At 58.1% G+C, this 23,114-nt stretch carries 19 protein-coding genes and 1 pseudogene; 6 read left to right on the plus strand and 14 right to left on the minus strand.

Translation table 11 applies throughout. The features are described 5' to 3' along the window. Window positions 1-238: 238 nt before the first annotated feature. Together HKK57_RS21895 and HKK57_RS21900 are read left to right on the plus strand one after the other, a co-directional pair. Window positions 239-1,408, plus strand: a complete 1,170-nt coding sequence (locus HKK57_RS21895) for a p-hydroxyphenylacetate 3-hydroxylase oxygenase component (RefSeq protein ID WP_029291137.1) — start codon at window positions 239-241, stop codon at window positions 1,406-1,408. 63 nt (window positions 1,409-1,471) lie between these two features. Next, the gene (locus HKK57_RS21900) at window positions 1,472-2,413 is read left to right on the plus strand and encodes a p-hydroxyphenylacetate 3-hydroxylase reductase component (RefSeq protein ID WP_070994197.1); all 942 of its coding nucleotides are present in this window, start codon (window positions 1,472-1,474) and stop codon (window positions 2,411-2,413) included. A 135-nt stretch (window positions 2,414-2,548) separates the two neighbouring features. Here the strand turns inward: HKK57_RS21900 and HKK57_RS21905 are convergent, their stop codons facing one another. Beyond that, window positions 2,549-3,202, minus strand: coding sequence for an oxygen-insensitive NAD(P)H-dependent nitroreductase NfsB (locus tag HKK57_RS21905; RefSeq protein WP_029291141.1), 654 nt, complete (start codon window positions 3,200-3,202; stop codon window positions 2,549-2,551). 234 nt (window positions 3,203-3,436) lie between these two features. Here HKK57_RS21905 and HKK57_RS21910 point away from each other — a divergent pair, with 234 nt between their 5' ends. Continuing rightward, complete coding sequence (locus HKK57_RS21910; RefSeq protein ID WP_169389806.1) at window positions 3,437-4,612, plus strand: integrase core domain-containing protein; 1,176 nt, start codon at window positions 3,437-3,439, stop codon at window positions 4,610-4,612. A gap of 42 nt (window positions 4,613-4,654) precedes the next feature. Here HKK57_RS21910 and HKK57_RS21915 read toward each other — a convergent pair whose 3' ends face one another. Both HKK57_RS21915 and HKK57_RS21920 read right to left on the minus strand, forming a co-directional pair. After that, complete coding sequence (locus tag HKK57_RS21915; protein ID WP_169390760.1) at window positions 4,655-5,548, minus strand: glycine betaine ABC transporter substrate-binding protein; 894 nt, start codon at window positions 5,546-5,548, stop codon at window positions 4,655-4,657. A gap of 59 nt (window positions 5,549-5,607) precedes the next feature. Further along, window positions 5,608-6,771 carry an L-dopachrome tautomerase-related protein gene (locus tag HKK57_RS21920; protein ID WP_169390761.1) on the minus strand — a complete coding sequence of 388 codons (1,164 nt, stop codon included), beginning with the start codon at window positions 6,769-6,771 and terminating at the stop codon, window positions 5,608-5,610. A 334-nt stretch (window positions 6,772-7,105) separates the two neighbouring features. On the opposite strand from HKK57_RS21920, the pseudogene HKK57_RS21925 reads away from it, so the two are divergent. Both HKK57_RS21925 and HKK57_RS21930 read left to right on the plus strand, forming a co-directional pair. Further along, a pseudogene (locus tag HKK57_RS21925) lies at window positions 7,106-7,756 on the plus strand (AMP-binding protein); the annotation flags it as partial. Window positions 7,757-7,903: 147 nt separating this feature from the next. Then, the gene (locus HKK57_RS21930; protein ID WP_169390763.1) at window positions 7,904-9,325 is read left to right on the plus strand and encodes an FAD/NAD(P)-binding protein; all 1,422 of its coding nucleotides are present in this window, start codon (window positions 7,904-7,906) and stop codon (window positions 9,323-9,325) included. Window positions 9,326-9,330: 5 nt separating this feature from the next. Here HKK57_RS21930 and HKK57_RS21935 read toward each other — a convergent pair whose 3' ends face one another. The 9 genes from HKK57_RS21935 to HKK57_RS21975 form a co-directional block, all read right to left on the minus strand. Continuing rightward, window positions 9,331-10,260: an ornithine cyclodeaminase family protein gene (locus HKK57_RS21935; protein ID WP_104912508.1), complete on the minus strand. Its 930-nt coding sequence runs from the start codon at window positions 10,258-10,260 to the stop codon at window positions 9,331-9,333. A gap of 7 nt (window positions 10,261-10,267) precedes the next feature. Continuing rightward, the gene (locus HKK57_RS21940) at window positions 10,268-10,804 is read right to left on the minus strand and encodes a MaoC family dehydratase (protein ID WP_070994202.1); all 537 of its coding nucleotides are present in this window, start codon (window positions 10,802-10,804) and stop codon (window positions 10,268-10,270) included. Further along, window positions 10,801-11,664, minus strand: coding sequence for an HpcH/HpaI aldolase/citrate lyase family protein (locus HKK57_RS21945; protein ID WP_420917541.1), 864 nt, complete (start codon window positions 11,662-11,664; stop codon window positions 10,801-10,803). The genes HKK57_RS21940 and HKK57_RS21945 overlap by 4 nt, the downstream gene beginning before the upstream one ends. 1 nt (window position 11,665) lies before the next feature. Then, window positions 11,666-12,832 carry an MFS transporter gene (locus HKK57_RS21950; protein WP_169390765.1) on the minus strand — a complete coding sequence of 389 codons (1,167 nt, stop codon included), beginning with the start codon at window positions 12,830-12,832 and terminating at the stop codon, window positions 11,666-11,668. Between the two features lie 43 nt (window positions 12,833-12,875). Beyond that, the gene (locus HKK57_RS21955; RefSeq protein ID WP_070994205.1) at window positions 12,876-14,060 is read right to left on the minus strand and encodes an aminotransferase class I/II-fold pyridoxal phosphate-dependent enzyme; all 1,185 of its coding nucleotides are present in this window, start codon (window positions 14,058-14,060) and stop codon (window positions 12,876-12,878) included. Window positions 14,061-14,203: 143 nt separating this feature from the next. After that, complete coding sequence (locus HKK57_RS21960) at window positions 14,204-15,463, minus strand: efflux RND transporter periplasmic adaptor subunit (RefSeq protein WP_070994206.1); 1,260 nt, start codon at window positions 15,461-15,463, stop codon at window positions 14,204-14,206. Next, window positions 15,453-16,934, minus strand: coding sequence for a TolC family protein (locus HKK57_RS21965; protein ID WP_169390766.1), 1,482 nt, complete (start codon window positions 16,932-16,934; stop codon window positions 15,453-15,455). The genes HKK57_RS21960 and HKK57_RS21965 overlap by 11 nt, the downstream gene beginning before the upstream one ends. Next, on the minus strand, window positions 16,927-18,126 hold the full coding sequence (locus HKK57_RS21970) for an ABC transporter permease (RefSeq protein ID WP_169390767.1): 1,200 nt from the start codon (window positions 18,124-18,126) through the stop codon (window positions 16,927-16,929). Before HKK57_RS21970 ends, HKK57_RS21965 begins: the two co-directional genes overlap by 8 nt. Next, window positions 18,123-18,830 carry an ABC transporter ATP-binding protein gene (locus HKK57_RS21975; protein WP_029291154.1) on the minus strand — a complete coding sequence of 236 codons (708 nt, stop codon included), beginning with the start codon at window positions 18,828-18,830 and terminating at the stop codon, window positions 18,123-18,125. Before HKK57_RS21975 ends, HKK57_RS21970 begins: the two co-directional genes overlap by 4 nt. Window positions 18,831-19,185: 355 nt before the next feature. Here HKK57_RS21975 and HKK57_RS21980 point away from each other — a divergent pair, with 355 nt between their 5' ends. After that, window positions 19,186-19,941, plus strand: a complete 756-nt coding sequence (locus HKK57_RS21980; RefSeq protein ID WP_029291156.1) for a TetR/AcrR family transcriptional regulator — start codon at window positions 19,186-19,188, stop codon at window positions 19,939-19,941. Window positions 19,942-20,304: 363 nt separating this feature from the next. On the opposite strand, the gene HKK57_RS21985 is transcribed toward HKK57_RS21980, so the two are convergent. Next, a complete protein-coding gene (locus tag HKK57_RS21985; protein ID WP_159907860.1) occupies window positions 20,305-21,366 on the minus strand; it encodes an FUSC family protein in 1,062 nt (353 codons plus the stop codon). A gap of 87 nt (window positions 21,367-21,453) precedes the next feature. Continuing rightward, the gene (locus tag HKK57_RS21990) at window positions 21,454-23,079 is read right to left on the minus strand and encodes an NADP-dependent glyceraldehyde-3-phosphate dehydrogenase (RefSeq protein ID WP_169390768.1); all 1,626 of its coding nucleotides are present in this window, start codon (window positions 23,077-23,079) and stop codon (window positions 21,454-21,456) included. Window positions 23,080-23,114 lie beyond the last annotated feature (35 nt).

The following is a 23,114-nucleotide window of genomic DNA, read 5'->3' on the forward strand; positions in this document are numbered from 1 at the left end:
AGCAGCGCCCATTGGATCTTGTTCCACCTCGGCCGAGCCGTCGCAGTTTCTGCGGCGGCTTTTTTGTGGGCAATGGAAAGTACAATCTTCCATTTGGAACGTGCATTTTGCGCTGCGACCAAGCGCCACATACTGGTCGCGTCATTACGAACGTTCCCGGTTGTTTTATCCTGCCTTTGGCTTGAACAGGGCGCAGACGCACCAGGAATGGGGATATCCAATAATAAAGAGACAACCCATGAAAAAGCCAAACCCTCTGCTCGAAGACCTCAAGTCAGTCCTGCCCACCATTGCTGCCAATGCCTTCGCCGCCGAGCAAGACCGTAGCGTGCCTGCCGAGAACATCGCGTTGCTCAAGGGCATCGGTATGCACCGCGCGTTCTTGCCGAAGAAATACGGCGGCATGGAAATCTCCCTGCCGCAATTTGCCCAGTGCATCGCCCTGTTGGCGGGCTCGTGCGCAAGTACCGCTTGGGCCATGAGCCTGCTGTGTACTCACAGCCATCAGATGGCAATGTTCCCGTCAAAGCTGCAGGACGAGGTCTGGGGCACTGACCCGGACGCCACCGCCAGCAGCAGCATCGCGCCGTTCGGGCGTACCGAAGAAGTGCCCGGTGGCGTGACCTTCAGCGGCGAGATGGGCTGGAGCTCAGGCTGCGATCACGCCGAATGGGCGATCATGGGCTTTCGCCGCAAAAACGCCGAAGGCACGCAGGATTATTGCTTCGCCGTGCTGCCGCGCAGTGACTACACGATTCGTGACGACTGGTTTGCCGTGGGCATGCGCGGCAGTGGCAGCAAGACCTTGATCGTCGACCAGGCCTTCGTCCCCGAGCACCGCATCCAGAAGGCCAAGGACATGATGGAAGGCAAGTCGGCGGGCTTTGGCCTGTACCCCGACAGCAAGATTTTCTTCGCGCCGTACCGTCCGTACTTTGCCAGCGGCTTCTCCACCGTCAGCCTGGGGATTGCCGAGCGTATGCTCGACGTCTTCCGTGAAAAAACCAAAAACCGCGTACGGGCCTACACCGGTGCGGCAGTCGGCGCTGCGACACCGGCGCTGATGCGCCTGGCCGAATCCACCCACCAGGTGGCCGCCGCGCGGGCGTTGCTGGAAAAGAGCTGGGACGACATCGCCGAGCACAGCGAACGCCATGAATACCCCAGCCGCGGCACCCTGGCGTTCTGGCGGACCAACCAGGGCTATGCCACCAAAATGTGCATCCAGGCGGTGGATCGCTTGATGGAAGCGGCGGGCGGCGGCGCCTGGTTTGAAACCAACGAGCTGCAACGTCTGTTCCGCGACGCTCACCTCACTGGGGCGCATGCCTATACCGACTACGACGTTTGCGCACAGATCCTGGGACGTGAACTGATGGGCCTGGAGCCGGACCCGGCAATGGTCTGACCCACCACTCTTTACCTATAAGAACAATCAGGGCAGGGCCATCGGCCTGCCCGGGAGCCTTGCATGTCTACTGAAAACCCAAGCACCGCATTCGATACCCGCGCATTTCGCCGCGCCCTGGGCAATTTCGCCACCGGTGTCACGGTGGTGACCGCAGCTGATGCCCACGGGCGCAAGGTCGGGGTGACTGCCAATAGCTTCAACTCGGTGTCCCTGGACCCGCCGCTGATTCTGTGGAGCATCGACAAACGCTCGACCAGCCATGCAGTGTTCGAGACGGCCAGCCACTTTGCGGTGAACGTGCTGGCCGCCGATCAGATCGACCTGTCCAACAACTTCGCCCGGCCCAAGGAAGACCGGTTTGCCGAAGTCGAGTACCAGGCCGGCGAGGGCGGGGCACCGATTCTGGCCGACTGCTCGGCACGTTTTGAGTGTGAGAAGTTCCAGCAGGTCGACGGGGGGGACCACTGGATCATGATTGGCAAAGTGGTTGCCTTCGACGACTGCGGTCGTTCGCCATTGCTGTATCACCAGGGCGCCTATTCCATGGTGCTGCCGCACACCCGCATGACCCAGCGCGAGGAAGGCCAGCCACCGAGCAGCCATTTCCAGGGCCGCCTGAGCCATAACCTGTACTACCTGATGACCCAGGCGCTGCGGGCCTATCAGGCCAGCTACCAACCGCGTCAATTATCTACGGGCCTGCGCACCAGCGAAGCCCGGATGCTGATGGTGCTGGAGAACGACGCCGGCCTGAGCCTGGCCGAGCTGCAGCGCGAAGTAGCAATGCCGGCGCGCGAGATCGAAGAGGCGGTCAACAACCTCAAGCGCAAGGCCTTGGTACGCGATGATCAGGAGCGGGTCAAACTGACCACCAAGGGCATCGACGAAACCGAGTCGCTGTGGACCATCGCCCGTGAGCAGCAGGACAAGGTCTTCAGCCAATTCAGCGATGAACAGTTGGAGACCTTCAAGACCGTGCTCAAGGCGGTGATCCAGCATTGATAATGACGATAAAGTCGTAGCCTATCCCTTGTAGGAGCGGGCTTGCCCGCGATAGCGGTGGGTCAGGCACACCACAATCGCGGGCAAGCCCGCTCCCACAGGAATATGCGCTTGGCCGGCTGGTTGCCACCGCGATCAGATAAAGTCGAACAGAACCTGGGCAGGCAACCGGGATTTTGCCAGGCGGGCGTTGAAGTCTTCGTTGCTGCGATATCCCAGGCTTACCACCACTGAACTGGTAAACCCGCGCTCACGCAAACCCAGTTCGATATCCAACACCTTGCTGTCGAAACCTTCCATGGGCGTTGCATCAAGGTCCAGGGCTGCAGCCCCCAGCAACAGGGTGCCCAGGGCCAGATAAGTTTGTTTCTCCATCCAGTGCTGGACGTCCTTGAGGTCATAGCGATGCAAGTTGACAAAATTGTGCCGCCCTCTGTCCTGGCCTGCCTTGGCTTGCTCGTCGTGAAAGCGTCCATCGCTGGCCTCTTGGCTGAGCAGGGCCTGCAGGTACTCCTCGGTCATCTGGGTTCGGGTACACAGCACCAGCACATGGGAGGCGTCGAGGATTTTTGCCTGGTTGAAGCCAAAGGCACCTTCGGCACTTTTGGCAATACGTGCTTTGGCATGCTCACTTTCTGCGACCACAAAGTGCCAGGGTTGCGAGTTGACCGACGAGGGGCTGTTGCGCAGTTGCTCCAGCAACGGCTCCAGGGTGGCTTTGGGAATCTTGCGTGAAGCGTCGAAGAGTTTGGCGGTGTAACGGCGTTTGGAAAGTGTGACCATGTCCATCATTGAGTCCCCGTTCTTGGTTAGTTGAAGCCTTGGGTGCGTTGCCGCAGGTGCGCGGCGCGGATGTCCCGTCCAGCCTTTTGGTGGGGGATGGACGGGTCCGCTTTTTCAGAAATCTTCAAATACGTTTAAAGACGCGCCTGTGGTATGACTCACCCACATGGGTTACAAATCAGTTCACGCACATAGGTAACAGTTTTTAACTGGCAGGGTCGATTTCGCGAGGATCTGACCATGCCCTGGAAAGAGCTGAAACCTATGGACCTTAAAGTACTGTTCATTGCCGATTACCTGTCCCAGAAGCACAGCCTTAGCCAGCTGTGCCGGGACTATGAGGTCAGCCGCAAGACTGGGTATAAGTGGATCAGGCGTTACGAGGCAGAGGGCCCGAGTGGGCTTGATGAGCGTAGCCGCTGCCGCCACAACCAAACCTACGTGGTGCCCTTGGCTGTGAAACAGGCAATCGTTGAATTTCGCTTAAGTGGCGAGACGATTCCCGGCCCGAAAAAGATTCAGAATAGTCTCATCCAGCGTTTCCCAGATCAGGATCCGCCCTCGAAGACGACCATTTACAACATTCTCAAGGCAGCTGATTTGATTACCCCCAAGCCATTGCGCCGACGGGTGGCTGTGTATCCCAAGCCTTTACGCAAGGCAGAAAATCCCAACCAGTTATTCAGCGCTGATTACAAAGGCCAATACCTGACCGGAGCAGGGATTTGGTGTTATCCGCTGACGATCATGGATCATGCCAGCCGGTTTTTGCTGGCGTGCCAGAGCATGAGCAGCACCAATCTGAAGGAAACCCAGCAAACCTTCGAAAGGGTTTTTCGCGAATACGGCCTGCCAGAGCGCATTCGTACCGACAACGGCATACCGTTTGCCAGCACCAGTCGAGCGGGGTTGTCACAGCTGTCGATCTGGTGGATGAGACTTGGGATCATTCCTGAGCGGATCGAGCCAGGTCGCCCAGATCAGAATGGGCGGCATGAGCGTATGCACCGAACGCTGAAAAGCACGTTACCTCACCCGTCGGCAATTGCCTGGGAAGCCCAGCAGCGCCACTTTGATCGCTTCCTGCAGCACTATAATTACGAGCGTGGGCACGAGGCGCTTGGCCAGAAAACGCCTGCCGCTTGCTATACGCCTTCAACTCGAATGTACCCGGAGAAGCTACCGGAAATGACCTATGCGAGCCATATTGAGAGTTACCTGGCCGACAGTAGCGGAATCATCAATCGAGGAGGCATGCGGGTTTATATCGGCAATTTACTTCGTCACCAGACCATCGGAATGGAGATGATTGGTGATGGGGTATGGAATGTAATCTTCGGTCCGGTGATCTTGGGCCATGTGAATGCGAGAGATGCAAAGAACGGTTATGTCTCAATCAAAGTGTCACCTATGTGAATGCACTTTTTTGTAACCCATGTGGTTGTCCCGTACACCTGTTCAGGCCAGCGGTGCCAACCAGCGGCGCAACGTTTCCGGGTGCCTTGCCAGCCAGTCGCTTGCCGCTTCGTCAGCCGACTGTTCGCCGCGATTGAAGGCGTCGTCGAGCTCGGCAACGATGGCGTTCGACAGGCGAATGTTGTCCAGCACCTGGATCTCGGCGGTTGTCAGTAGCGCCAGGCGATCCTCGCGAGCCAGCAGCACGGCCCGGTCGACGCTGCCGAGCAAACCCTTGGGGTCGCTGAGATCGCGGATGCGATAGCGGTGATGCAGGAACTGCGGATGCCACAGCGGCACGACGCCCCAGCGCTGCTGGCGGTACAGGGCTTCAAAGGCGTCAATGCAGTCATCCTGGGAGCCGGTGCGGAACTGGTACCCGGCGCGGTTCAAGCCGTACTCATCCATGATCTTCAACGAGAACCGGGTAATCCCCGCCCCAGGTCCGATGCCCTGGATCAGCGGGTGCATCCGGGCGCGCACTGCTGGCTTGAGCAGGTCGTCAATGGAGGCCACCTCCTGTTCGCTCACGTAGTCAGGTACACCCCACAATGCATAGGGCTCGTAATGCAGGCCCAGTTCACGGGTGGGCGTCACCGCATCGACGGTCTGCTTGTAGATGCCGTGGCTGAACGGAATCCAGGCCGAGGCAATCATGTCGATCGCGCCTTCGCGCAATCGCTTGAAGTTGTCCTCGTGCAGGGCATATTGGCGCTCCACGGTCAGGCCCATGTGCTGCATGACCTGGGCGACTACCGCGGCCGTGGCGCGGTGGAACGACAGGTCCGTGACACCCAGCCGTACCCGCCGTGAGCCGTTGGCGATATTGGCCCGGGCGAAGTCTTGATGGGTCACAGGCAGCTTTTTACCCGGACGCCTTGGTGTGGTTTTACCCATGGTTGTTCCTTCACGATGATTGAGCGGCGTGGGACGCATGAACAGGACAGATCCGCGGTCTAGCGCGTGGGCGCCGGCGCTGCATCAATCTTCACCCGCAGCAGGCTGTAGGGTTTCTGGCGCAGATCCTTGCCCGCGTGAAAAATGCCCTGGCGATGCAGCTGGTTGGCCATGAAGTACAGGTAGCCATCCGGTCCGATGGATAGGGTGTCAGGCCAAAGCACGCGTGGGTCGTGGACGATGGTTTGCCACTGCCCATCTGCCAGGCGTTTGCGCACGCTGTTGTGTTCGTAGTCGCCGGCATACAGGGCGCCGGCGGCGTCGGCTTCGAGGCCATCGGAGGCGCCTTTTTCCCCAAGGTCCTTGACCGCCATATCGAGCCGCGCTTCGCTGACCGAAGGATCACGCAGCAGCGCAGTTGGCACCGAGTACAGATGGCGGCTGGACAGCGGGCAGAAGTACAGCGTCTGGCCGTCAGCCGACAGGGCGATGCCATCGGAGGCAACCGCAAATGGCCGGGTGCTGCCGTCGGCGTTGCGCACCTGCAAGACCTGGCCTTCGACCTTGGGCACGAAGTTGGGGTCTACCGAGGTCGACGGGGCGCCACTGAGTCGGCGTATGGCGGTGCCGCTGGCAATGTCCATGACGATGATCGCCCCCGGACCGCTGAGGGAGGAGTCGGTGATATAGATCACCCCTTCATTGCCCACCCGGAAATCAAAGCGCATGTCATTGACGTAGGTGCTGGGCAGCATCACGTTTTTCGGGAAGACCAGGGTCTTGACCACTTTATTGCTGGCCAGATCGACCGCCACCAGCTTGGCGCCGCCCGGCGTTGGTGATGCGAAGCCGGGGGCGGCGGTATCCAATATCCAGATACGCCCGCGACCATCGGCCACCACACTCTGCACGCTGATAAAACCCTTGGCCGGGTCCTTCGGGTCGGCCTGGTTCAGGGCCAGGTCAGGGTAGGGCACGACCTTGCCTTCACGCAGCTCACCGACGGTAAACGGCACGGCATCGCCCCAACGTGGAAAGTTGACAAAAATCCGCCCGTTCTCGGCAACGCTGATGCCAGTGGGCATGGCGTCGTGGAAAGCGAATACCTGCTCGATGGCGCCAACGGTTTGTTCGCTGGGCAACGGCTGGCTCTGGGCTGCATGGCTGTTGCTGGCAATCGTCAAGGCCAGGATCGACCAGATAAAGCGGTGCTTGAGGTGCATGAAAAACTCCGGGAATCAGCAGGCAAAGGCGCGTTGCGGCTTATGGTGTGCGTTCCCGGCGTATGGAAAAACCCACTAATGGCGCTAACAGTTTCATCGCAATCGAGAAAGTGCACGGCGCTTGCGCGTTGCTCTGCCGCTGTTCGCCAGCCAACAGTCAATCAACAGTTTGCTGGTTTCCCCAGGTGTGAAATGTTCACGGGGCCCTCTGAATGCGCGGTTTTATTGGGCTTTTCAATCTTGGCGCAACATCTGCAACGGGGCAGGTCTGGCTACTGAAGAACGCGGAGCACGGACCACCGCACGCGCATTCCAACGAGAGGAGCAGTCCCCTATGAGCGTGCATACACTCAAACCAGCGCAGGATGTGAACTGGCCCGCCGAGTGGGTCGCCGGCTTGCCCGAGGCCTTGGAGCAATTGCAGCACTGGGCCCAGTTCCGCCCGTTGCACTGCGCGTTGCGCCACAAGCGTCATGGCCGGTGGTATGCCTGGCGCTGGATCGACGCCTTGCGTGATGTCGAACGCCTGGCCGATGGTTTGCGCCAGCACGGGTTTGGCCAATACTCGCGGCTGCTGGTGACTGGGGCCTTTGAGCCCAATCTGTTGCTGCTGGCCCTGGCGGCCGAGGCCACTGGCGGGCAGGTGTTGACGCTGGCTGACACCCTTGAGCCCAGTGCGCTGCACGGGCAAATCTGGCGGCTGCGCCCAACCCATGCGTATGTCCCGGACTGCCAGCAGCTGCAGCATTGGCTCACGGTCGTGGGCAGCAGCGCCGTACCGCAGGTATTGATCAGCGACCAGCAAGTACCGGGTAGTGAGGTGGTCGCTTTCACTCGATTGCTCGGCCCGGTGGAGCCGCTACAGCGCCTGAATCGCTGGTGGCAACCCGCCGGCGAAACCGCGTTATGGAGCGAGGAGGGCACGCGCTGGCAAGGTGGCCTGGCGGTGTTACTCGAACAATGGCTCAACAGCGGCCAAGGCCTCCAGTGTGCGCCAAGGCGCCCAATGGCTGGATGAACTGAAACGCGATAGTGCATGATCGGGCAATGCGTCACACGGCGACGTGCCGGATTTTGGGCGCGAAGCAATTGGCATGATATTCATCCGGGCAAACAGTAAGGGCGCATTTTCATGAGTGAAACCGAACGCGGACAGGCGACAAAGGCCATCCGCAACGCGGATGTGCTGATCATCGGAGGGGGGCTGAGCGGCACCATGCTGGCCGTGCAGTTGCTGCGTTTGCCTGGCACACGGCAGATCCTGGTGATCGAGCCGCGCACGGAACTTGGGCGGGGTGAAGCCTATAGCGCGGTGGAGCTGGGGCACACGCTCAATGGCAATGCCGCGCGCATGAGCGTAGACCCGGACAACGCCGATGACTTGACCCAGTGGTTGACCGACTACATTGCTGCCGGCGGCTGGCCGGAGTCGGACCAGCAGCACGTGCCCGTGGGCGAGCTGTTCCCACCCCGGGGGATCTTCGGCCTGTACGCGCAACAGCGCCTGGCAGAGGCTCGGGCGGGGTCTGCGTCGACGCTGGAGCATGTTCGCGCCGAGGTAGTCGACCTGCAGGTGGCGCCGGGCGGTGTACTCCTGACCCTGGATGACGGCCAGCAACTGCAGGGCGCCCAGGCGGTACTGGCCACCGGCATGTTCCCGGCGGCGCGCACACCACAAACCCAGTCCAGCGGCCTGAATGCGGCGGCGGTAGACCCGTGGGACGTGCGCGGCATGACCCAACTGGACCCACACTCCACGGTGCTGATCATTGGTTCCGGCTTGACCATGGTCGATGCCGTGGTGTCCCTGGAGCAGGCCGGTCATCGTGGGCCGATCGAGATTTTTTCGCGCCATGGCCTGCTGCCCCATGTGCGCCGGCAACCACCGACCTGGCCGGATTTTCTCGCTGAAGATCACAGCCTGCGCAGCCCGCTGCAATTGCTGCGGGAAGTGCGCCGCCAATGCCAGGGAGCCCAGGCACTGGGCATTGACTGGCAAGCGCCATTGGATACCGTGCGCGCCCATATCGGCCGTTTGTGGAGCCAGGCCAGCGAACGCCAGAAACGCCAGTTCGTGCGCCATGTTCGGCCCTGGTGGGAGAGCCATCACCATCGCTCGCCGCCGCTGAGCGCCGAGCTGGTGGCGCGGCTGCACAAGCAAGGGCGCCTGCGGATCCAGGCGGCATCGTTCCAGGGCCTGGAGCCCACGCTAAACGGCGAAGTAACCCTGCGCCTGCGCCGGCGTGGCGAGCAACACACCACGCAGGTCAGTGGTGCAGCGCTGATCAACTCCAGCGGGATCGAATACGACTGGCGCCGTGTGGCCCGCCCGCTGCCCCAGCAGCTGTTGGCGCGAGGCTTGATCCAGCCTGGGCCACTGGCGCTGGGGATTGCGGCGGATGCATCGGGTGCGGTGCTGGACGCACAGGGCGTGGCCAGTGAGCGACTCTTCGCCATGGGCCCACCGCTGCGCGGCATGTGGTGGGAAAGCACGGCGGTGACGGATGTGGCAATCCAGGCTAAGGCACTGGCATGCCGATTAGGAGCCTCGTAATATCTTCAAACTTCGCTTACCAGCTTTAACTTCTTCAGGATTGCGATGCAGATGCACGCGTCCTGAAAAGCCGTCCCTACCGAAGAAAAAATCGTGGTCTCGCCTTGGTGAGCTGCATACTGGCTGTTCAGCATGTCAACAATGGATGTTGAGTTTTGGTGATAATCCCCAGCCTCTTCAATTGCAGCTTTTCTATCCTCCACCAGTAAGATAGCTCGATGCAGAAGCTCCAACGGGAACTCACGCGACACCAGTGTGTGCTTGCCTACCGCGTTTATATGGGCCCCCTTTACTACGTCGCAGGCGGAGAACAAAGGGGCTGCGCAGGTGGTCGCCGTGCAGATGATGTCGGCGCCTGAGACTGCCTGGCGGGCGCTATGATGGCTGATGTATTCAATTTCACGTAAGAACCGATTTTTTGCGTCAGCTATAAAACGCTCTGTGCTTGCCCTGCTTGTAGAGCATACGGCCACCTGGTTTATCTTTCTGACGCTCAATACAGCCTCAAATACGGCCATTGCCTGAGCACCTGCGCCGATGACGGCAACTTTTTTAGAGTGGGCCATTGCCAGCAAATCAGTCGCCAATCCTGCAGTGGCGCCTGTGCGTAGCGCGGTAATGGCTGCTGCATCCATTTGGGCTTTTATCTGCCCTGTAGCGCCATCCTGTATAACGATCACTCCACTTATAGATGTTCGTCCATGGGCTTTGTTGAGCAAATGATGAGAAACAATCTTGACCATAAATAGATTGTGAGAATGAGAGTAGTAGGGCATTACCCCAAACGTTGCATGTTTCTCCTGGACTCTCACGATAGTTCGTGTTGGGTTACTGTCGTTTGAGCTGTTGTATTGACGATAGTTTTCACGAAGTACGTCAATCGCCTCTTCCATACTGATGGTGTTTTTTATCAAGACCTCATCTAATATTTTCATAGGCTACTCATGCCAAGGGTACTTGGTCGAGAGTGATCAGAAAGCTGCGCTCGTAGGATAAACATATTTGTCCATTTGCCTTGAGCCCCTTTGTTCGCACTGTTACTACGCCTTGTCCGGGACGACTGGCAGAGGGACGTTTGTGGATGACTTCGCTTTCTGCATACAATGTATCGCCGACAAATACAGGGGCTACCAGACGAACATTATCCCAGCCTAAATTGGCAATTGCCTTTGCGCTCGTGCTCGCCAGGCTCATCCCACCGACTATCGAAAAGGTCACCAGGCTTGATACCAGTATTTGTCCAAATTCGGTTTGCTTCGCATATTCTGCATTGATGTGGGCAGGATGGTTATTCATGCAGATTAACGACATCCAGACGTTATCCGCCTCTGTCACCGTACGGCCTGGACGATGTTCAAATATGTCACCAATAATAAAGTCGTCAAAGCCAAGCCCATGATCCTCACGATAGCGTCCGGGCCCAACTTTGGTTAGTTTGCTTAATGCCTTGCTGCCGGGGAGCGATTGGTTGATGTTCATGCTGGCTTCCTATTGGTTCTTGAGAGCGATTCGTTAATTTTCAAAAGCCTGCGGGCCATGATTTCGAAAGGAGGGCCTAGCATTTCCCCATCTAAGGTGGATATGGCTGTCGTTGGGCCCGCAGCTTCGAGGCATTTGATAATTGCTCGTGCTTTTTTCAGTTCGATTGCTGTCGGGGTAAATAATTTGTTTATCAGTTCTACTTGAGCTGGATGAATGGCGATTTTTCCGGAATAGCCAAATTCTTTCGCTGTTTCAATTTCTGTTCTAAGCGCTTTTTCGTTGTTCAGTTTAAAACAGGGCGAATCAATTACCATTAGCCCCATGCTGAGGGCAGCGATGGCTATATCGCATTTTATATGGGTAAGCGCGCGCTCTGCGATTTTGAAATTGATCTCCGAGGAGAGGTCAGCGCTACCTAAAATCAAGCCGCGCAGGTTTGTTCTTTCATTGATAATGGAGTCGATGCAGCGCAATCCTTTTAAAGTTTCGATGATTGCAAAGGTTTTTACTCGTTGGCCAGTAGCGGATATCAGTTCATTAAGGACTCTCAGTTCTCCGGCCGACTCTACTTTGGGGATGATCAAATATTCGGGAATAATGTTGTGGTCTAACAAGAAAACCAAGTCTCTGATGCCTTCTGGTTTGGTGAGTGTGTTAACTCTTATCGCTAGATTGCGCCGATTGTGGATAGAGTGGTCCAATGCCAGCAGTTGTTCTCGTGCAAATTGTTTTTTGTACATTGGGACTGAGTCTTCCAAGTCCAATAATACGATATCGGCGCTAGACTCAATAATTGTCCGTTCTATATGCTTTTGGCTGGCGGGCATGCATAGCCAACTTCTAGTCAATATGTCCATATCAAGCCTCTCTTTTCAGAATGAGCAGTGTGGTGAGTACACCAAGTCCACCCAGGCATGCGGTGAGCAGTGCCACAGTTTGAATGCCGTAAGGGATAAAAAAAGTCGCAAGAGCACCAAATATTAACGCTACCAATTGTTGTAGGAAACTAAACAGCATCATTGGGTGGGCGCCGGGTATTCTGCTTACTGCCATGGCTGCTGCACATGGGTAGAGTGTTGCTTGGGCGTACCAAATAACCAGATAGGTCCCAACAACCAAGTGGATTGACATGTTTTGCCAGGCGGCCAGAAACAACACGCTGCTCGAAGCGATTAATAGGCATGCGCCAAAAATTGATAATTGGCAAACACTGACAACAGTCAAGGCTCGCCTTACAGTCAGTGCGCCTAAGTAATAAGCCAGGCCCAACCACAAGCCGAATGTGCCGTAATCGGCGCTGTTCCAACGGAAATTAGAGTGAAATACATACGCTCCGATACCTTGATAGATAATAAAAATACCATAGCCGCACCCTCCTAAAATGACCGGTAGAAAAAAACTGGGCTGGGTTGCAGTGGAGTAGTAGTTTGGCGTTAATGCGGATTCTTTTTCCACGGCGTCTAGTTTGTAAAGGTGGGTGCGTATTTTAAAAGCTAGTGCGTAGGTAAGTATCAATCCGATGATCATTAGGTATGGCAGAGCGATCCAGTTAAGGCTTGATATCAGAAAGCCGCCTACTACTTGCCCGCCGATAAGCGCAAGAATAAATGAATAGGATAATACAGACAGGTTTTTCGCAAGGGCTGCCCCTGATGAGATATCCGTTAACAGTGCTCTGCCGATCAGAGCTCCTCCGCCAGCACCTATGCCTTGCATGAGCCGGGAGAAAAAGAACACCTCGGAGCCCAAACTGAATAAGGACAGCACGCTACCGACGAATAAAGTCGCGCAGCAAACGAGAATTGCAGTGTGGCGCCCGAAACTGCGAATAAGGCGTGACATAAATACTATCGGTAGTACAGCGCCGCCCAAATAAAATAGTAGAACTTTATAGCTTTCCGTATCTTCTGTATTCAGTATCGAGGCGAGTTGGGTTGTTGCAGGTATATATAGTGTTATACCAAGCTGGGCAATTATGGTCGTGCAACAAGCGAGTAGGAGTACTTGCTGGGGGGATGATGACATGTAAATTCCTTTTGTCACGACGTCCTAATGTGCGGGGTTGCATCTACAGCATTGAGTTTACCGCTGTGCAAAACTGTTTTAAGTCGTCTGAGGCCATGTTTGCTCTGAGCATGACGCGGAGGCCTGGAGTTGATTTGGGAACGACAGGGTAAAATAGCGGCGATGTATAAAATCCACGCTCCATGAGTTTTGTTGCGGTGGTGATTGCATGTTGCTCATCACTCATGGGAATCAACCTGATAGGTAATCCATCTCCTGCCAAGGTGGTCTTGATGTGTGTATCGAACAGTTGGATGTTGGTCGTCAATCTGTTTTGCAGGTGTTGCAGTTCTGTGGATCTATGTATCTTTGCGGACGCGATAATTGCACCCAAACCTGCTGTGTTAATTCGTTGGGACCAAGAGAGAGGGCCGCCAAACCGCAATAAATTTGATTTGCTAATCGACGAATCAAAGAGGATCGCCCCGCCCGATGCACCAAAGCCCTTGTTCAATGATGCGATGATCATGGTGTTACTATTTAGTGTGCCCATTGTATTGAGAACTAATCCGCAGCCATTTGTACCCTGTGCCGACAGGCCATGAGCCTCGTCATATAGAACAAATAGACCGTACTTGTCTTGCAGGCTCATAAGCTCCGATACATTGGCGGATCCTCCCGTGCTATAGACGCCGTCCGCGATGTAAGCGACCCGTTGCTTTTGTTTGCAGCAGTCTTCCAGAAAGTTTAAGTCATTGTGCGGTGCTGTCACTACTTCGGATTCATCTGCGCAAACGGCTTTCATCAAACTCAAGCAGAAGTGCGCGGACTGGTCAAAAATCATTAGCGGGGGGATGTTTTGTGTGAATAAACCTGCGGCGAGTAATGGAAGCATTGCTGCGGCGGCTGAAGCGCATGAAACTGTAGTCAGCACCTGGACGGAAAACAGATCTGACAGTGCAAGCTCTGCCTCTTCCAATAGCGGTAAACAAATTCGGACACGGGATGTGGATGAGTTTAAGGTTTGCGACGAGTCTAGTGCCGTTATTGCTCCCTTCAAAATTTCTATGTTGGAGTCCAAGCCGAGGTAGGAGTAAGAGCACATGTTTATGAATGGGTCACCATCGACTTGCATGAAGCCGTCACCGAGATTGTCGGCGACAATTCCGCTCATTCGGGCTTCTTGTGTTCGACTCCAAAATAAATCACCGCCAGCCACCATTTTTTTGATGTTTGAATAACGATTCATATTGCGCACCTGTCGCCCAAGGCAAAACGGATGACAATACTTTCCTAAGGAGTATTTTTTTACAATATTTTATGGCGTGGTAAGTTTCCTATGCTGATGTAGGTAAATTCCTAAAGTGTTTTTTAGGCACGATACAAAGGGATTCACAAGACAGTTTTGATAAACCCAGGCTGGAGCCCAAACACTTCCACCCCTAGGGCAGTCGATTGTCCCGTGGTGATTTTCACCCGTTCCACCGGCTTGTTCATGGCTGCCCGATATTCCACCGAAAGCCCGCCTGCCTCATGCCTGATCGCCTGGGCCGGGACGATAATCGCCTGCTCATTGTTATAGGTCACGATAGTCAGGCGCGCGCTCATGCCCAGGCGGACCCTCTGCAGCTGTTTATCGGTCAATTTTGGAATGGCCAGGGTCACCGGGAATTGCGCGCTGCCCTGGCTGTCATTGGCGATCGCCAGGCCGCTGACCACACTGACGGAACCGCTCAGGCGCTCGCCATCAAAACCGTCGCCCATGACTTCCACCGGCTGGCCCTGATGCAGCTGGTTGATATCCAGTTCAGAGACTTTGGCAACGATTTTCAGGCGTTCGATATTGGCCAGCCCGAACAGCACCTGGCCTTGGCTGACCTTGCTTCCCGCTTGCACCGGTACGTTGCTGTTGCTGCCGCCCTGGGGGGAGCTGCTGCCCGGTGGGGGCACGACAATCCCGGAAAACGGGGCCTTGACCTCCTGGCCTTCGAGCAGCTTGCGCAGGGCCTCGTACTTGACCGTGGCGTTGGTCAACTCCATATCCGCAATCTGTCGGTACTCACCCTTGCCCTGGTCCAGGGCTTGTTGCAGTTCACTGCGCGCGGCAGCCAGATCCAACTGCTGCTGCTGGGCCTGTTGCTTGAGGTCGTCCAATTCGTTGCGCGGGATGATGCCGCGCTTGAACAGGTTCTCGCTTTCAAGCAGTTTGCGCTGGGTGTTGTCGGCACTCATTTGCGAGGTGCGCAGGCCGCGTCGGGCGCGGCTGACCGTGGGGCTGGCGTCCCAGTCCTGCATTTCCTGCACGGTGCGCCGGGCCTTGAGTTGGGTAGACAACGCTTCACGCAGTTGCACTTCAAGGGTAGCGGGGTCCATGCGCAGCAGGACCTGGCCGGCCTCGACCCGTTGTCCCTGTTCCACCAGGTTGGCTTGCACGTTGCCGTCGAAGGGGGCCGTGAGGGTAATGGTGGTGTCGGGTTCGATCCTGCCCACCAGCCCAATCTGGTGTACCAGGGCATCATTTTTTATCTCAAGCCACTGCTCGGCCATGGCGGCCTGGTCGGCGGCAGGCGTTGGGCGGCTGAGCAGCGCAAATGCGCCAGCGCCCAGCAATATCAGCAGTCCAGCGCCCAGCAGGGCTTTTTTAGTAGTCATTGAGGGCGATTTCCCAACTTTCCAAAGTCATGCCCAGCGTCAGGTCGAGCTGGGTCTGGGCATTCAGATAAGCAATCAACGCATTGAGACGGGAGTTTTCGGCGCTGCGCAAGTCAGCTTCGAAACTCAACACCTGGAAGTTTGTGGAGCGCCCGGCGCCCAGTTTGTCCCGCTCGATCTCGATCTTGCGCCGCGACAGTTCCACGGCCCGCTGGGCAATTTCATACTGGCGCCAGCGGGTGCCGAGGTCGCGCACCACGTTATTGACGCTGCGTTCCAGCTCCTGGCGTGCGTCGGTGATCAAGATGGCCTGGTTTTCCACATCCACCCGCGCGCGGACTTCGGCCTGCCGGGTGCTGATATCGCCGATGGGAATGCGCACCTGGACACCGGCATAACTGTCCCAGCGCCGATTGCTGGTGCTGCCTGCATCGTTATCGGTATTGGCGCGGATCTGATTGGCGCCGCCCACCAGGTCGACCTGCCAGCGCCCGGAATCCTTGGCCAGCACCAGGTTGAGGTCGGCCTGTTGGCTGCCCAGCAGGGCCGATAGGTATTCGGGCTGCTGGGTTTGCGCCAGGTTGAACGCCTCGCGTTTGTCGATCGCCATCGGCGAGGCTTCGAGGGCTTCGGTGGCGCGGATCGGTGTGGCCAGGTCCAAGGCCAGCAGGCGCAGCAACGACAGACGACTCATGTCCAACTGGTTCTGGGCTTCCTCGACCCCCAGTTGTTGCGAGGCAATGTCGGCTTCGGTCTGGACGATTTCGAACTCGGCCATGCGCCCGGCAGCGATCAACGCCTTGTTGACCTCCAGCAAGGTGTTGGAGCGCTTGAGCGCTTCCTGGGCGATGCTCAGTTGCTCCTGGGCGCGCAGCAATTCGCGGTAGGTGGCGATGATCTGGCTGATGGTCTGCGCGACGTTGGCCTTGAGGTTCAAGCGGTTGGCCTGCTCGGAAAGGCGCGATAAGCGCAGCGGTGCGGTGGTGGCGTCCCAACCGGCACCGCGCATCAGCGGTTGGATGATGGCCAGGTCCAGGCCGTCGCTGCGGTAGCGCCCGGCGCGGTTGGCGTTGTTCAGTTGCTGGGTCCAGCCCATGCTCAGCCGAGTGCCGTATTCGCCAAGCAAGCTGGTGGTGGGCGCCAGGTTGGCGTTACGAGCGCGGTCGTCACTGCCTTGGGTGGTGCGGTAGGCACTGTTGAGCACCAGCTTGGGGTTGAAGGCATCTTCGGCCACCCGCAGGTCGAATTTCTGTGCCACCCGTTGCAGGTACGCGCTGCGAATCGCCGGGTTGTTGCGCAGGCCCAGGTACACCGCATCGCCCAGGGTCAAGGTGGTGAGTTGGGCATTGAGCGAGACACTGCGCTCATAGCCGCTGCGTGTGGTGGTCGGCGCCGAAGGGCGGATCACGATATCGGCGGCCACACAGGGCAGGCTCACCAGGGCGATCAGCAACAGCCAGAGTTTATTCATCGCGCAGGGCCTCCACCGGCTGCAAGCGAGACGCCGAGACGGCCGGGTAAAGGCCGAAAAACAACCCCACCAGCAACGTACTGCCCACCCCCAGAGGCAGGGCCGACACGGCCAGGGCAAACTGCCAGCCCGACAGCCAGGCGTAGAGATAAGCCGCGCCCATGCCCAGTACCGCGCCGCACAGCGCACCGACGGCGGTGAGGGTGACGGCTTCGAGCAGGAACAGGTTGCGGATATCGCGCTGGCGCGCCCCCAGGGCCATGCGAATGCCGATTTCCCGGCGCCGTTGCGAGACGTTCATCAGCATCACATTCATCACGCCGACGCCGCCACCCACCAGGGAGATCGCTCCCAGGGCCAGTAACAGATAGGCGAATGTGCGGCTTTGGCGGGTCATGCCGTCGATCATTTGCTGGGGGATCTGGATCTCTACGGTGTGGTCTGTGAGTTGAGCGCCCAGGGCGTGGGTGGCATCGGCGGCGATACGCTCCATGTCCTGGCCGGCGGACGTGCGCAGGATCACGCTGCCAACCTGCGGCGCAGAATAGATGCGGCGCATGCCAGGCGCCGGGATAAACAGTGAGTCGTTGGTTTGCACCGGAATCAGCATTGATCGCGGCTGGTTCTGCAGGATGCCGATGATCAAGAACAGGTAGTCGTTGACCCGCACCCGGTCACCCAGGCGCAGTGGGTCGCCGGGCGTGCTCAACGCCTGGGCGATCTGGTCGCCGACCACGGCGTAGGTTTCGCCGTTATCGAACTCGGACAGGAAGCGACCTTCGCGCAGTACCAGGCGCATCGCATCCTTGAGGCCAGGCGTACTGCCAATCAAGCCGGCGTTGGTGGTGCGACCATGAAAGATGACCGGCCCGCTGAACGAGGAAATGGCACCGATGTGGAGGATGCCCGGCACGGCCTGGCGCACGGCTTGCAGGTTGAGGCTGGTGGGCATCTTCGCGGTGCTGTTGCCCTTGGGCGGGAACTGGGCCACCAGGGTATCGGTGCCCATGTCCTTGAAAATCATCGCCGCATCCTCGGCGGCGTTATGCCCGATATTGATCAGCGCGACCACCGATGAACTGCCGATGACAATCCCCAACAAGGCCAGGATGGAGCGCTTGCCCAGGGTTCGCAGGCTCACAAATGCTTCGTGCAGCAACTGGCTCAGGCTCTGTTCGACCCGCAGGCTCATACGCACTCTGCCTGATGAACCACGCCGTTGCGTACCAGGATCTGGCGATTCAGGCGTTCGGCGATCTGCGCATCATGGGTGACGATGATCAGCGTGACGCCTTGCTCGCGGTTCAGGGCCAGCAGCAGGTCCATGATGTCTTGGGCGGTGTGGCTGTCGAGGTTGCCGGTGGGTTCGTCGGCCAGAATCACCGCCGGCGCGCCTACCAGTGCCCGGGCAATCGCCACCCGCTGGCGCTGGCCGCCGGACAGGTCGGCGGGGCGATGATGAGCCCTGTCGGCCAGGCCAACCTGCTCCAGCATATGCAGGGCCTGCACTACCGATTCCTGGCGCGACACGCCGCGATAAGCCAGGGGCAGGGCGACATTGTCCAGGGCGCTGAGACGCGGCAGTAGGTTGAAGCTCTGGAAGACAAACCCGATCTGCTGGTTGCGCAGCGCGGCCAGCTGGTCCGGTGTAGCGTTGAAAATGTCGTGGCCGGCAAAGCGATAGGCGCCGCAGTCCGGAAGGTCCAGCAGGCCGAGGATATTGAGCAGGGTACTTTTGCCGGAGCCGGATGCGCCGAGGATGCCGCAGCTGTCGCCACGGGCGATGGACAGGCTGACGTCGTTGAGAATGGCCAGGTGCTGGCCAGCCAATTGATAGCTTTTACCGATGCCTTGCAGGGAAATGAAGCCTGGGAGCGTTGGGGTATCTGTCATCATGACTACGCCTTGCGCTGCGGCAATCCGGCCTATCCCTGAAAATATTTGAAACATGTTCAGGAACCGCACCGCGGCTGCCAACAACTGGTTTTTATTCTTCTTTTAAAAACATTGTTTGAATAGTAACCGTGATCCAGCGGCTTCGCCAGCCACAGAGATAGAGCGGGTTTTTCTGGTTATGGAGCCGATTCTGGCCTTTGGAAAAGGCTTGGGCCCACCCTGGGGGGAACGTTTACAGGGCGACCCGCCCTGGGTTTGGATAGTATGGCGCACTGTCACTACTTGCTTTCGGACACCCGCCCCGGTATAAAAAATCAAATTTTTTTTTAAAACATATTTCCTCCGTGGAACTTATATGGTCGCGAAGAAACTCAGCGCTCCAAATGTAACCAAGACTCGACTGCTGGATGCGACAGAGGCTCTCTTCATCAAGTACGGCTACGACGCCGTGTTGTTGCGGCAAATCACCGAGAAGGCCCAGGTCAATCTCGCCGCGGTCAATTATCACTTCGGGGACAAGGATTCCCTGATGAAAACGTTATTGATGCAACGCTTGGAGCCGCTCAACGAGCAGCGCCTGGAGTTGCTCGCCCGCTGCGAAGCAGAGTCTGACGGCCCGCTCGATTGCGATACCTTGCTCGGCGTATTGTTCGCCCCGGCCATGGGCCTGGAGCGCAGTGATCCGGCCAGCGGCGAAGGGCGTTCCTTCATCCGGTTCCTGGGTCGGGTCTACAGCGACACTTCGCCCTTCATCCAGGAATACCTCAAGGTCCATTACCAGCCGGTGTTCCAGCGCTTCTTCGAAGCCTTCGCCCTGGCGTTGCCCGATCTGCCGCGCAATGAGCTGGGGGTGCGCCTGCAATTTGCCCTCAAGGCGATTTCCGGGGTGATGGCCGGCACCGAGCTGCGCCTGCTGATGAACTCCATGAGCCTGGGACGCCCGGCGACCGACGCGGAAGTCATGGCCAAGCTGATCACGCTGGTCTCGGCGGCCATTCGTGTGCCACAGCAAAGCCCGGAAGCCGAAACGGCGCTGGGGCGGGTACTCGATACCCAGCGAGCGATTCGTGAACAGTCGGCGCTGCCGGCGAGCAGCAAAGTCGCCCGCTGAACCCGTCGCAATCAAATGGAGGAGTCCCCACTACCTCTCGTGGCAAGCCCGCTCGCCACACAAGTACGGCCATCCAAGTAAAATATAGTTATTTAAAATCAATAGCTTATTTACTTTTGACAAGAGTGGTGGGCGACTCGGCTTCGCCGGCATATCGAGTCGGCTCTATCGCCTGCGCTAGGCTCAACAGGTGCTCGCACAAGTTTGGCGGTGCTGTTCTGATCAAATCGCGCGCAAAAAAAAGCCCGCTGGGGCGGCGGGCTTGATATGCAACATTTGTAACGGATGAGGCTTCACCTTACGTTTGCGGATGTGAATAAAACGTGAAAAAAATGTGGATCCAATATTATTTCGCAACGCTTTTCAGATATTCCAGGCCTTTACACTTTTCGCCAGTCGCGCATGCATTTCATCGATATTTGCCGCCAGTTGTGCCGTCAACATTCGATAACCATCCAGCGCACTGTGCACGGGAGTATCCGGCGACGGCTGTTCGGCGGGGACCGGGCTGGCCCGCTCCAGGCGTTGCGCGGCGCCGGTTTGTAGTGCCCGCGCCATTGCGATCAACTGCACGCGAATTTGCCGGTGCTGCGTTTTGAGCGCCAGTTGCAAGCGCGCCATGCCCTGTTCATCTCGTGGATCGGGACGGGTGTTACCGAGAATTTCTAGGGTGCTGATGCACATCCGTAGATGCCGCTGGATCGCGTCCAGTTCGGTCATGGAAATCCGCACTTCCTTGGACACCGACGGCATCAACGAGCGCAGTTGCAGCATCGCCGCATTCAAGCGGTTGAGCAGCTTGAGATGTTCATCATCGGTGACCGACTGGCCACTGATGATCCGGCTGTAAATGGCGGCACAATCGCGCAGGGCGCTGGCCAGGTTGTAGCGCCAGGAATACACCGCATACAGCGGCAGGGCGAAGGAAAATGCCAGGGCCAGGGCAATGCCGATCAGGATATCCACGGTGCGCCACAGGCCATCGGACAGCGGGTTAGCCCCATGCCCAGCCACGATAAACACGGTAATCGCCGACAGCAGTGCGGTGTATCCACCCTTGCCGATGGCGTGATAGGAGAAGAATCCGCACACCACTGACATCAGCAGATAAGTGAGCAGTGGCTGGCCCACATACGCTTCTTGCACCACCAGCAACAGGCCGACGCTGGCACCGATCAGCGTGCCATAGGCCCGTTCCACGGCCTTTTTGCCGATATTGCCGTGGTGCTGCAAGCCGCCGATGACCACCAGCATGGTCACCGAGGCCCATTCGCCATGGGGCAGGTTCAGACCGGTGGTGAGCAGGATGGTGGCCAGCAGGCCGATGGACACGCGCACGGCGTGGATCAGCTTGGCGTTGCGATAGCGGCGATAGGGGTCGAGCAGGGGCCGCAACAGGCGGCGGGCGAAGGGCGGCAGGTTCATCGGGATTAAGAGGGCCTCATCTATAGATGTCATGCAGTCCAATGTGGGAGTGGACTTGCCCGCTCCCACATTGGAGCAATGTCGAATCTAGAAAATATAGTCGGTGGTCAGGAAGCTCGACGCCCGGTCACGAATGATATCGCTGATCAGGGCCTTGTTGCTGTCCTGGAACTTGGTTGCCACCAGGGTGCGGATCGAGAACACCCGCAGCGCGTCATGCACCGACAGCGTGCCCTCGGCCGAGTTCTTGCGACCATTGAACGGGAACGTATCGGGGCCACGCTGGCATTGGGCGTTGATATTGATCCGGCCCACCTGGTTGGCGAAGGTGTCCACCAGGCGCCCGACTTGCGCCGGGTCGGTGCCGAAAATACTCAGCTGTTGGCCGAAATCCGACTCCAGTACGTAGTCGATCACCGTGTCCAGGTCGCGATAGGGCACGATGGGCACCACCGGGCCAAACTGCTCCTCGTGATACACACGCATCTGCGGGTTCACCGGGTACAGCACCGCCGGGTAAAAGAACGAGCCACGGCTGGCACCTCCATTGGCGTTCACCACCGTGGCCCCGTGTTGCGCGGCATCGGCCACCAGGCCGTTGAGGTAATCCACCTTGCCTACTTCCGGCAACGGTGTCAGCGACACACCGTCCTCCCAGGGCATGCCCGGCTTGAGGGTGGCGAGCTTCTGGTTGAATTTCTCGATGAAACGCTCGACCACCGCTTCATGCACAAACAGGATTTTCAAGGCGGTGCAGCGCTGGCCGTTGAACGACAACGAGCCGGTGACGGCTTCGTTGACCGCGTTATCCAGATCGACCTCCGGCAATACGATGCCGGGGTTTTTCGCATCCAGCCCCAGGGCCGCGCGCAGGCGATGGGGGCGAGGGTGCAGCTTCTTCAAATCACTGGCTGCCTTGTTGGTGCCGATAAACGCAAAGATATCCACCTTGCCGCTGGCCATCAGCGCACTGACGGTTTCGCGGCCGCTGCCGTAGATCACATTGATGACCCCGGCCGGGAAACTGTCGCGAAAGGCCTCCAGCAACGGACGGATCAGCAGCACGCCAAGCTTGGCCGGCTTGAACACTACGGTGTTGCCCATGATCAGCGCCGGGATCAGCGTGGTGAAGGTTTCGTTGAGCGGGTAGTTGTAGGGGCCCATGCACAGTGCCACGCCCATGGGCACGCGGCGGATCTGCCCCAGGGTGTCCTGTTCCAGCTCGAAGCGGCTGGAGCGGCGGTCCAGCTCCTTTAGGGCATTGATGGTGTCGGTGATGTAGTCGCAGGTGCGGTCGAATTCTTTCTGGGAATCCTTGAGGTTCTTGCCGATTTCCCACATCAGAAGTTTCACCACGGCATCGCGCTGTTCGCGCATGCGGCGCAAAAAAGCCTCGACGTGCTGGATCCGCTCGACCACACGCATGGTCGGCCATTGGCCCTGGCCACGATCATAGGCTCGCACCGCTGCGTCGAGGGCGAGCAGGGCGGTGTCGGCATCCAGCAGGGGGGTGCTGCCGATAATCACTGGCGTGTCACCATCAGCGCCGACCAATTGGACCGGGCTGCGCACTTGGGCCAAGGGGCCGTTCCAGGTGCGCAACTGGCCGTCGACCAGATAGTCGCGCTGTTCGATGGGGGCGGCGAGGCGAAATTGTTCGGGAATGTCGTTGGCGGTGGGAAACAGATTGGCAAGCAGGTGATTGGTGGTCATGTCGCTACCCCTGGAGTGGTTGCACAGCTTGAGTC

The organism is Pseudomonas sp. ADAK21, assembly GCF_012935735.1.
GTDB lineage: Bacteria > Pseudomonadota > Gammaproteobacteria > Pseudomonadales > Pseudomonadaceae > Aquipseudomonas > Aquipseudomonas proteolytica.

Bases quoted from the DNA above. Each gene is read 5' to 3' on its own strand.
- HKK57_RS21895 (WP_029291137.1), top strand. From the start codon at position 239: ATGAAAAAGCCAAACCCTCTGCTCGAAGACCTCAAGTCAGTCCTGCCC.
- HKK57_RS21900 (WP_070994197.1), top strand. From the start codon at position 1,472: ATGTCTACTGAAAACCCAAGCACCGCATTCGATACCCGCGCATTTCGC.
- HKK57_RS21905 (WP_029291141.1), bottom strand. From the start codon at position 3,202: ATGGACATGGTCACACTTTCCAAACGCCGTTACACCGCCAAACTCTTC.
- HKK57_RS21910 (WP_169389806.1), top strand. From the start codon at position 3,437: ATGCCCTGGAAAGAGCTGAAACCTATGGACCTTAAAGTACTGTTCATT.
- HKK57_RS21915 (WP_169390760.1), bottom strand. From the start codon at position 5,548: ATGGGTAAAACCACACCAAGGCGTCCGGGTAAAAAGCTGCCTGTGACC.
- HKK57_RS21920 (WP_169390761.1), bottom strand. From the start codon at position 6,771: ATGCACCTCAAGCACCGCTTTATCTGGTCGATCCTGGCCTTGACGATT.
- HKK57_RS21930 (WP_169390763.1), top strand. From the start codon at position 7,904: ATGAGTGAAACCGAACGCGGACAGGCGACAAAGGCCATCCGCAACGCG.
- HKK57_RS21935 (WP_104912508.1), bottom strand. From the start codon at position 10,260: ATGAAAATATTAGATGAGGTCTTGATAAAAAACACCATCAGTATGGAA.
- HKK57_RS21940 (WP_070994202.1), bottom strand. From the start codon at position 10,804: ATGAACATCAACCAATCGCTCCCCGGCAGCAAGGCATTAAGCAAACTA.
- HKK57_RS21945 (WP_420917541.1), bottom strand. From the start codon at position 11,664: ATGGACATATTGACTAGAAGTTGGCTATGCATGCCCGCCAGCCAAAAG.
- HKK57_RS21950 (WP_169390765.1), bottom strand. From the start codon at position 12,832: ATGTCATCATCCCCCCAGCAAGTACTCCTACTCGCTTGTTGCACGACC.
- HKK57_RS21955 (WP_070994205.1), bottom strand. From the start codon at position 14,060: ATGAATCGTTATTCAAACATCAAAAAAATGGTGGCTGGCGGTGATTTA.
- HKK57_RS21960 (WP_070994206.1), bottom strand. From the start codon at position 15,463: ATGACTACTAAAAAAGCCCTGCTGGGCGCTGGACTGCTGATATTGCTG.
- HKK57_RS21965 (WP_169390766.1), bottom strand. From the start codon at position 16,934: ATGAATAAACTCTGGCTGTTGCTGATCGCCCTGGTGAGCCTGCCCTGT.
- HKK57_RS21970 (WP_169390767.1), bottom strand. From the start codon at position 18,126: ATGAGCCTGCGGGTCGAACAGAGCCTGAGCCAGTTGCTGCACGAAGCA.
- HKK57_RS21975 (WP_029291154.1), bottom strand. From the start codon at position 18,830: ATGATGACAGATACCCCAACGCTCCCAGGCTTCATTTCCCTGCAAGGC.
- HKK57_RS21980 (WP_029291156.1), top strand. From the start codon at position 19,186: ATGGTCGCGAAGAAACTCAGCGCTCCAAATGTAACCAAGACTCGACTG.
- HKK57_RS21985 (WP_159907860.1), bottom strand. From the start codon at position 21,366: ATGAACCTGCCGCCCTTCGCCCGCCGCCTGTTGCGGCCCCTGCTCGAC.
- HKK57_RS21990 (WP_169390768.1), bottom strand. From the start codon at position 23,079: ATGACCACCAATCACCTGCTTGCCAATCTGTTTCCCACCGCCAACGAC.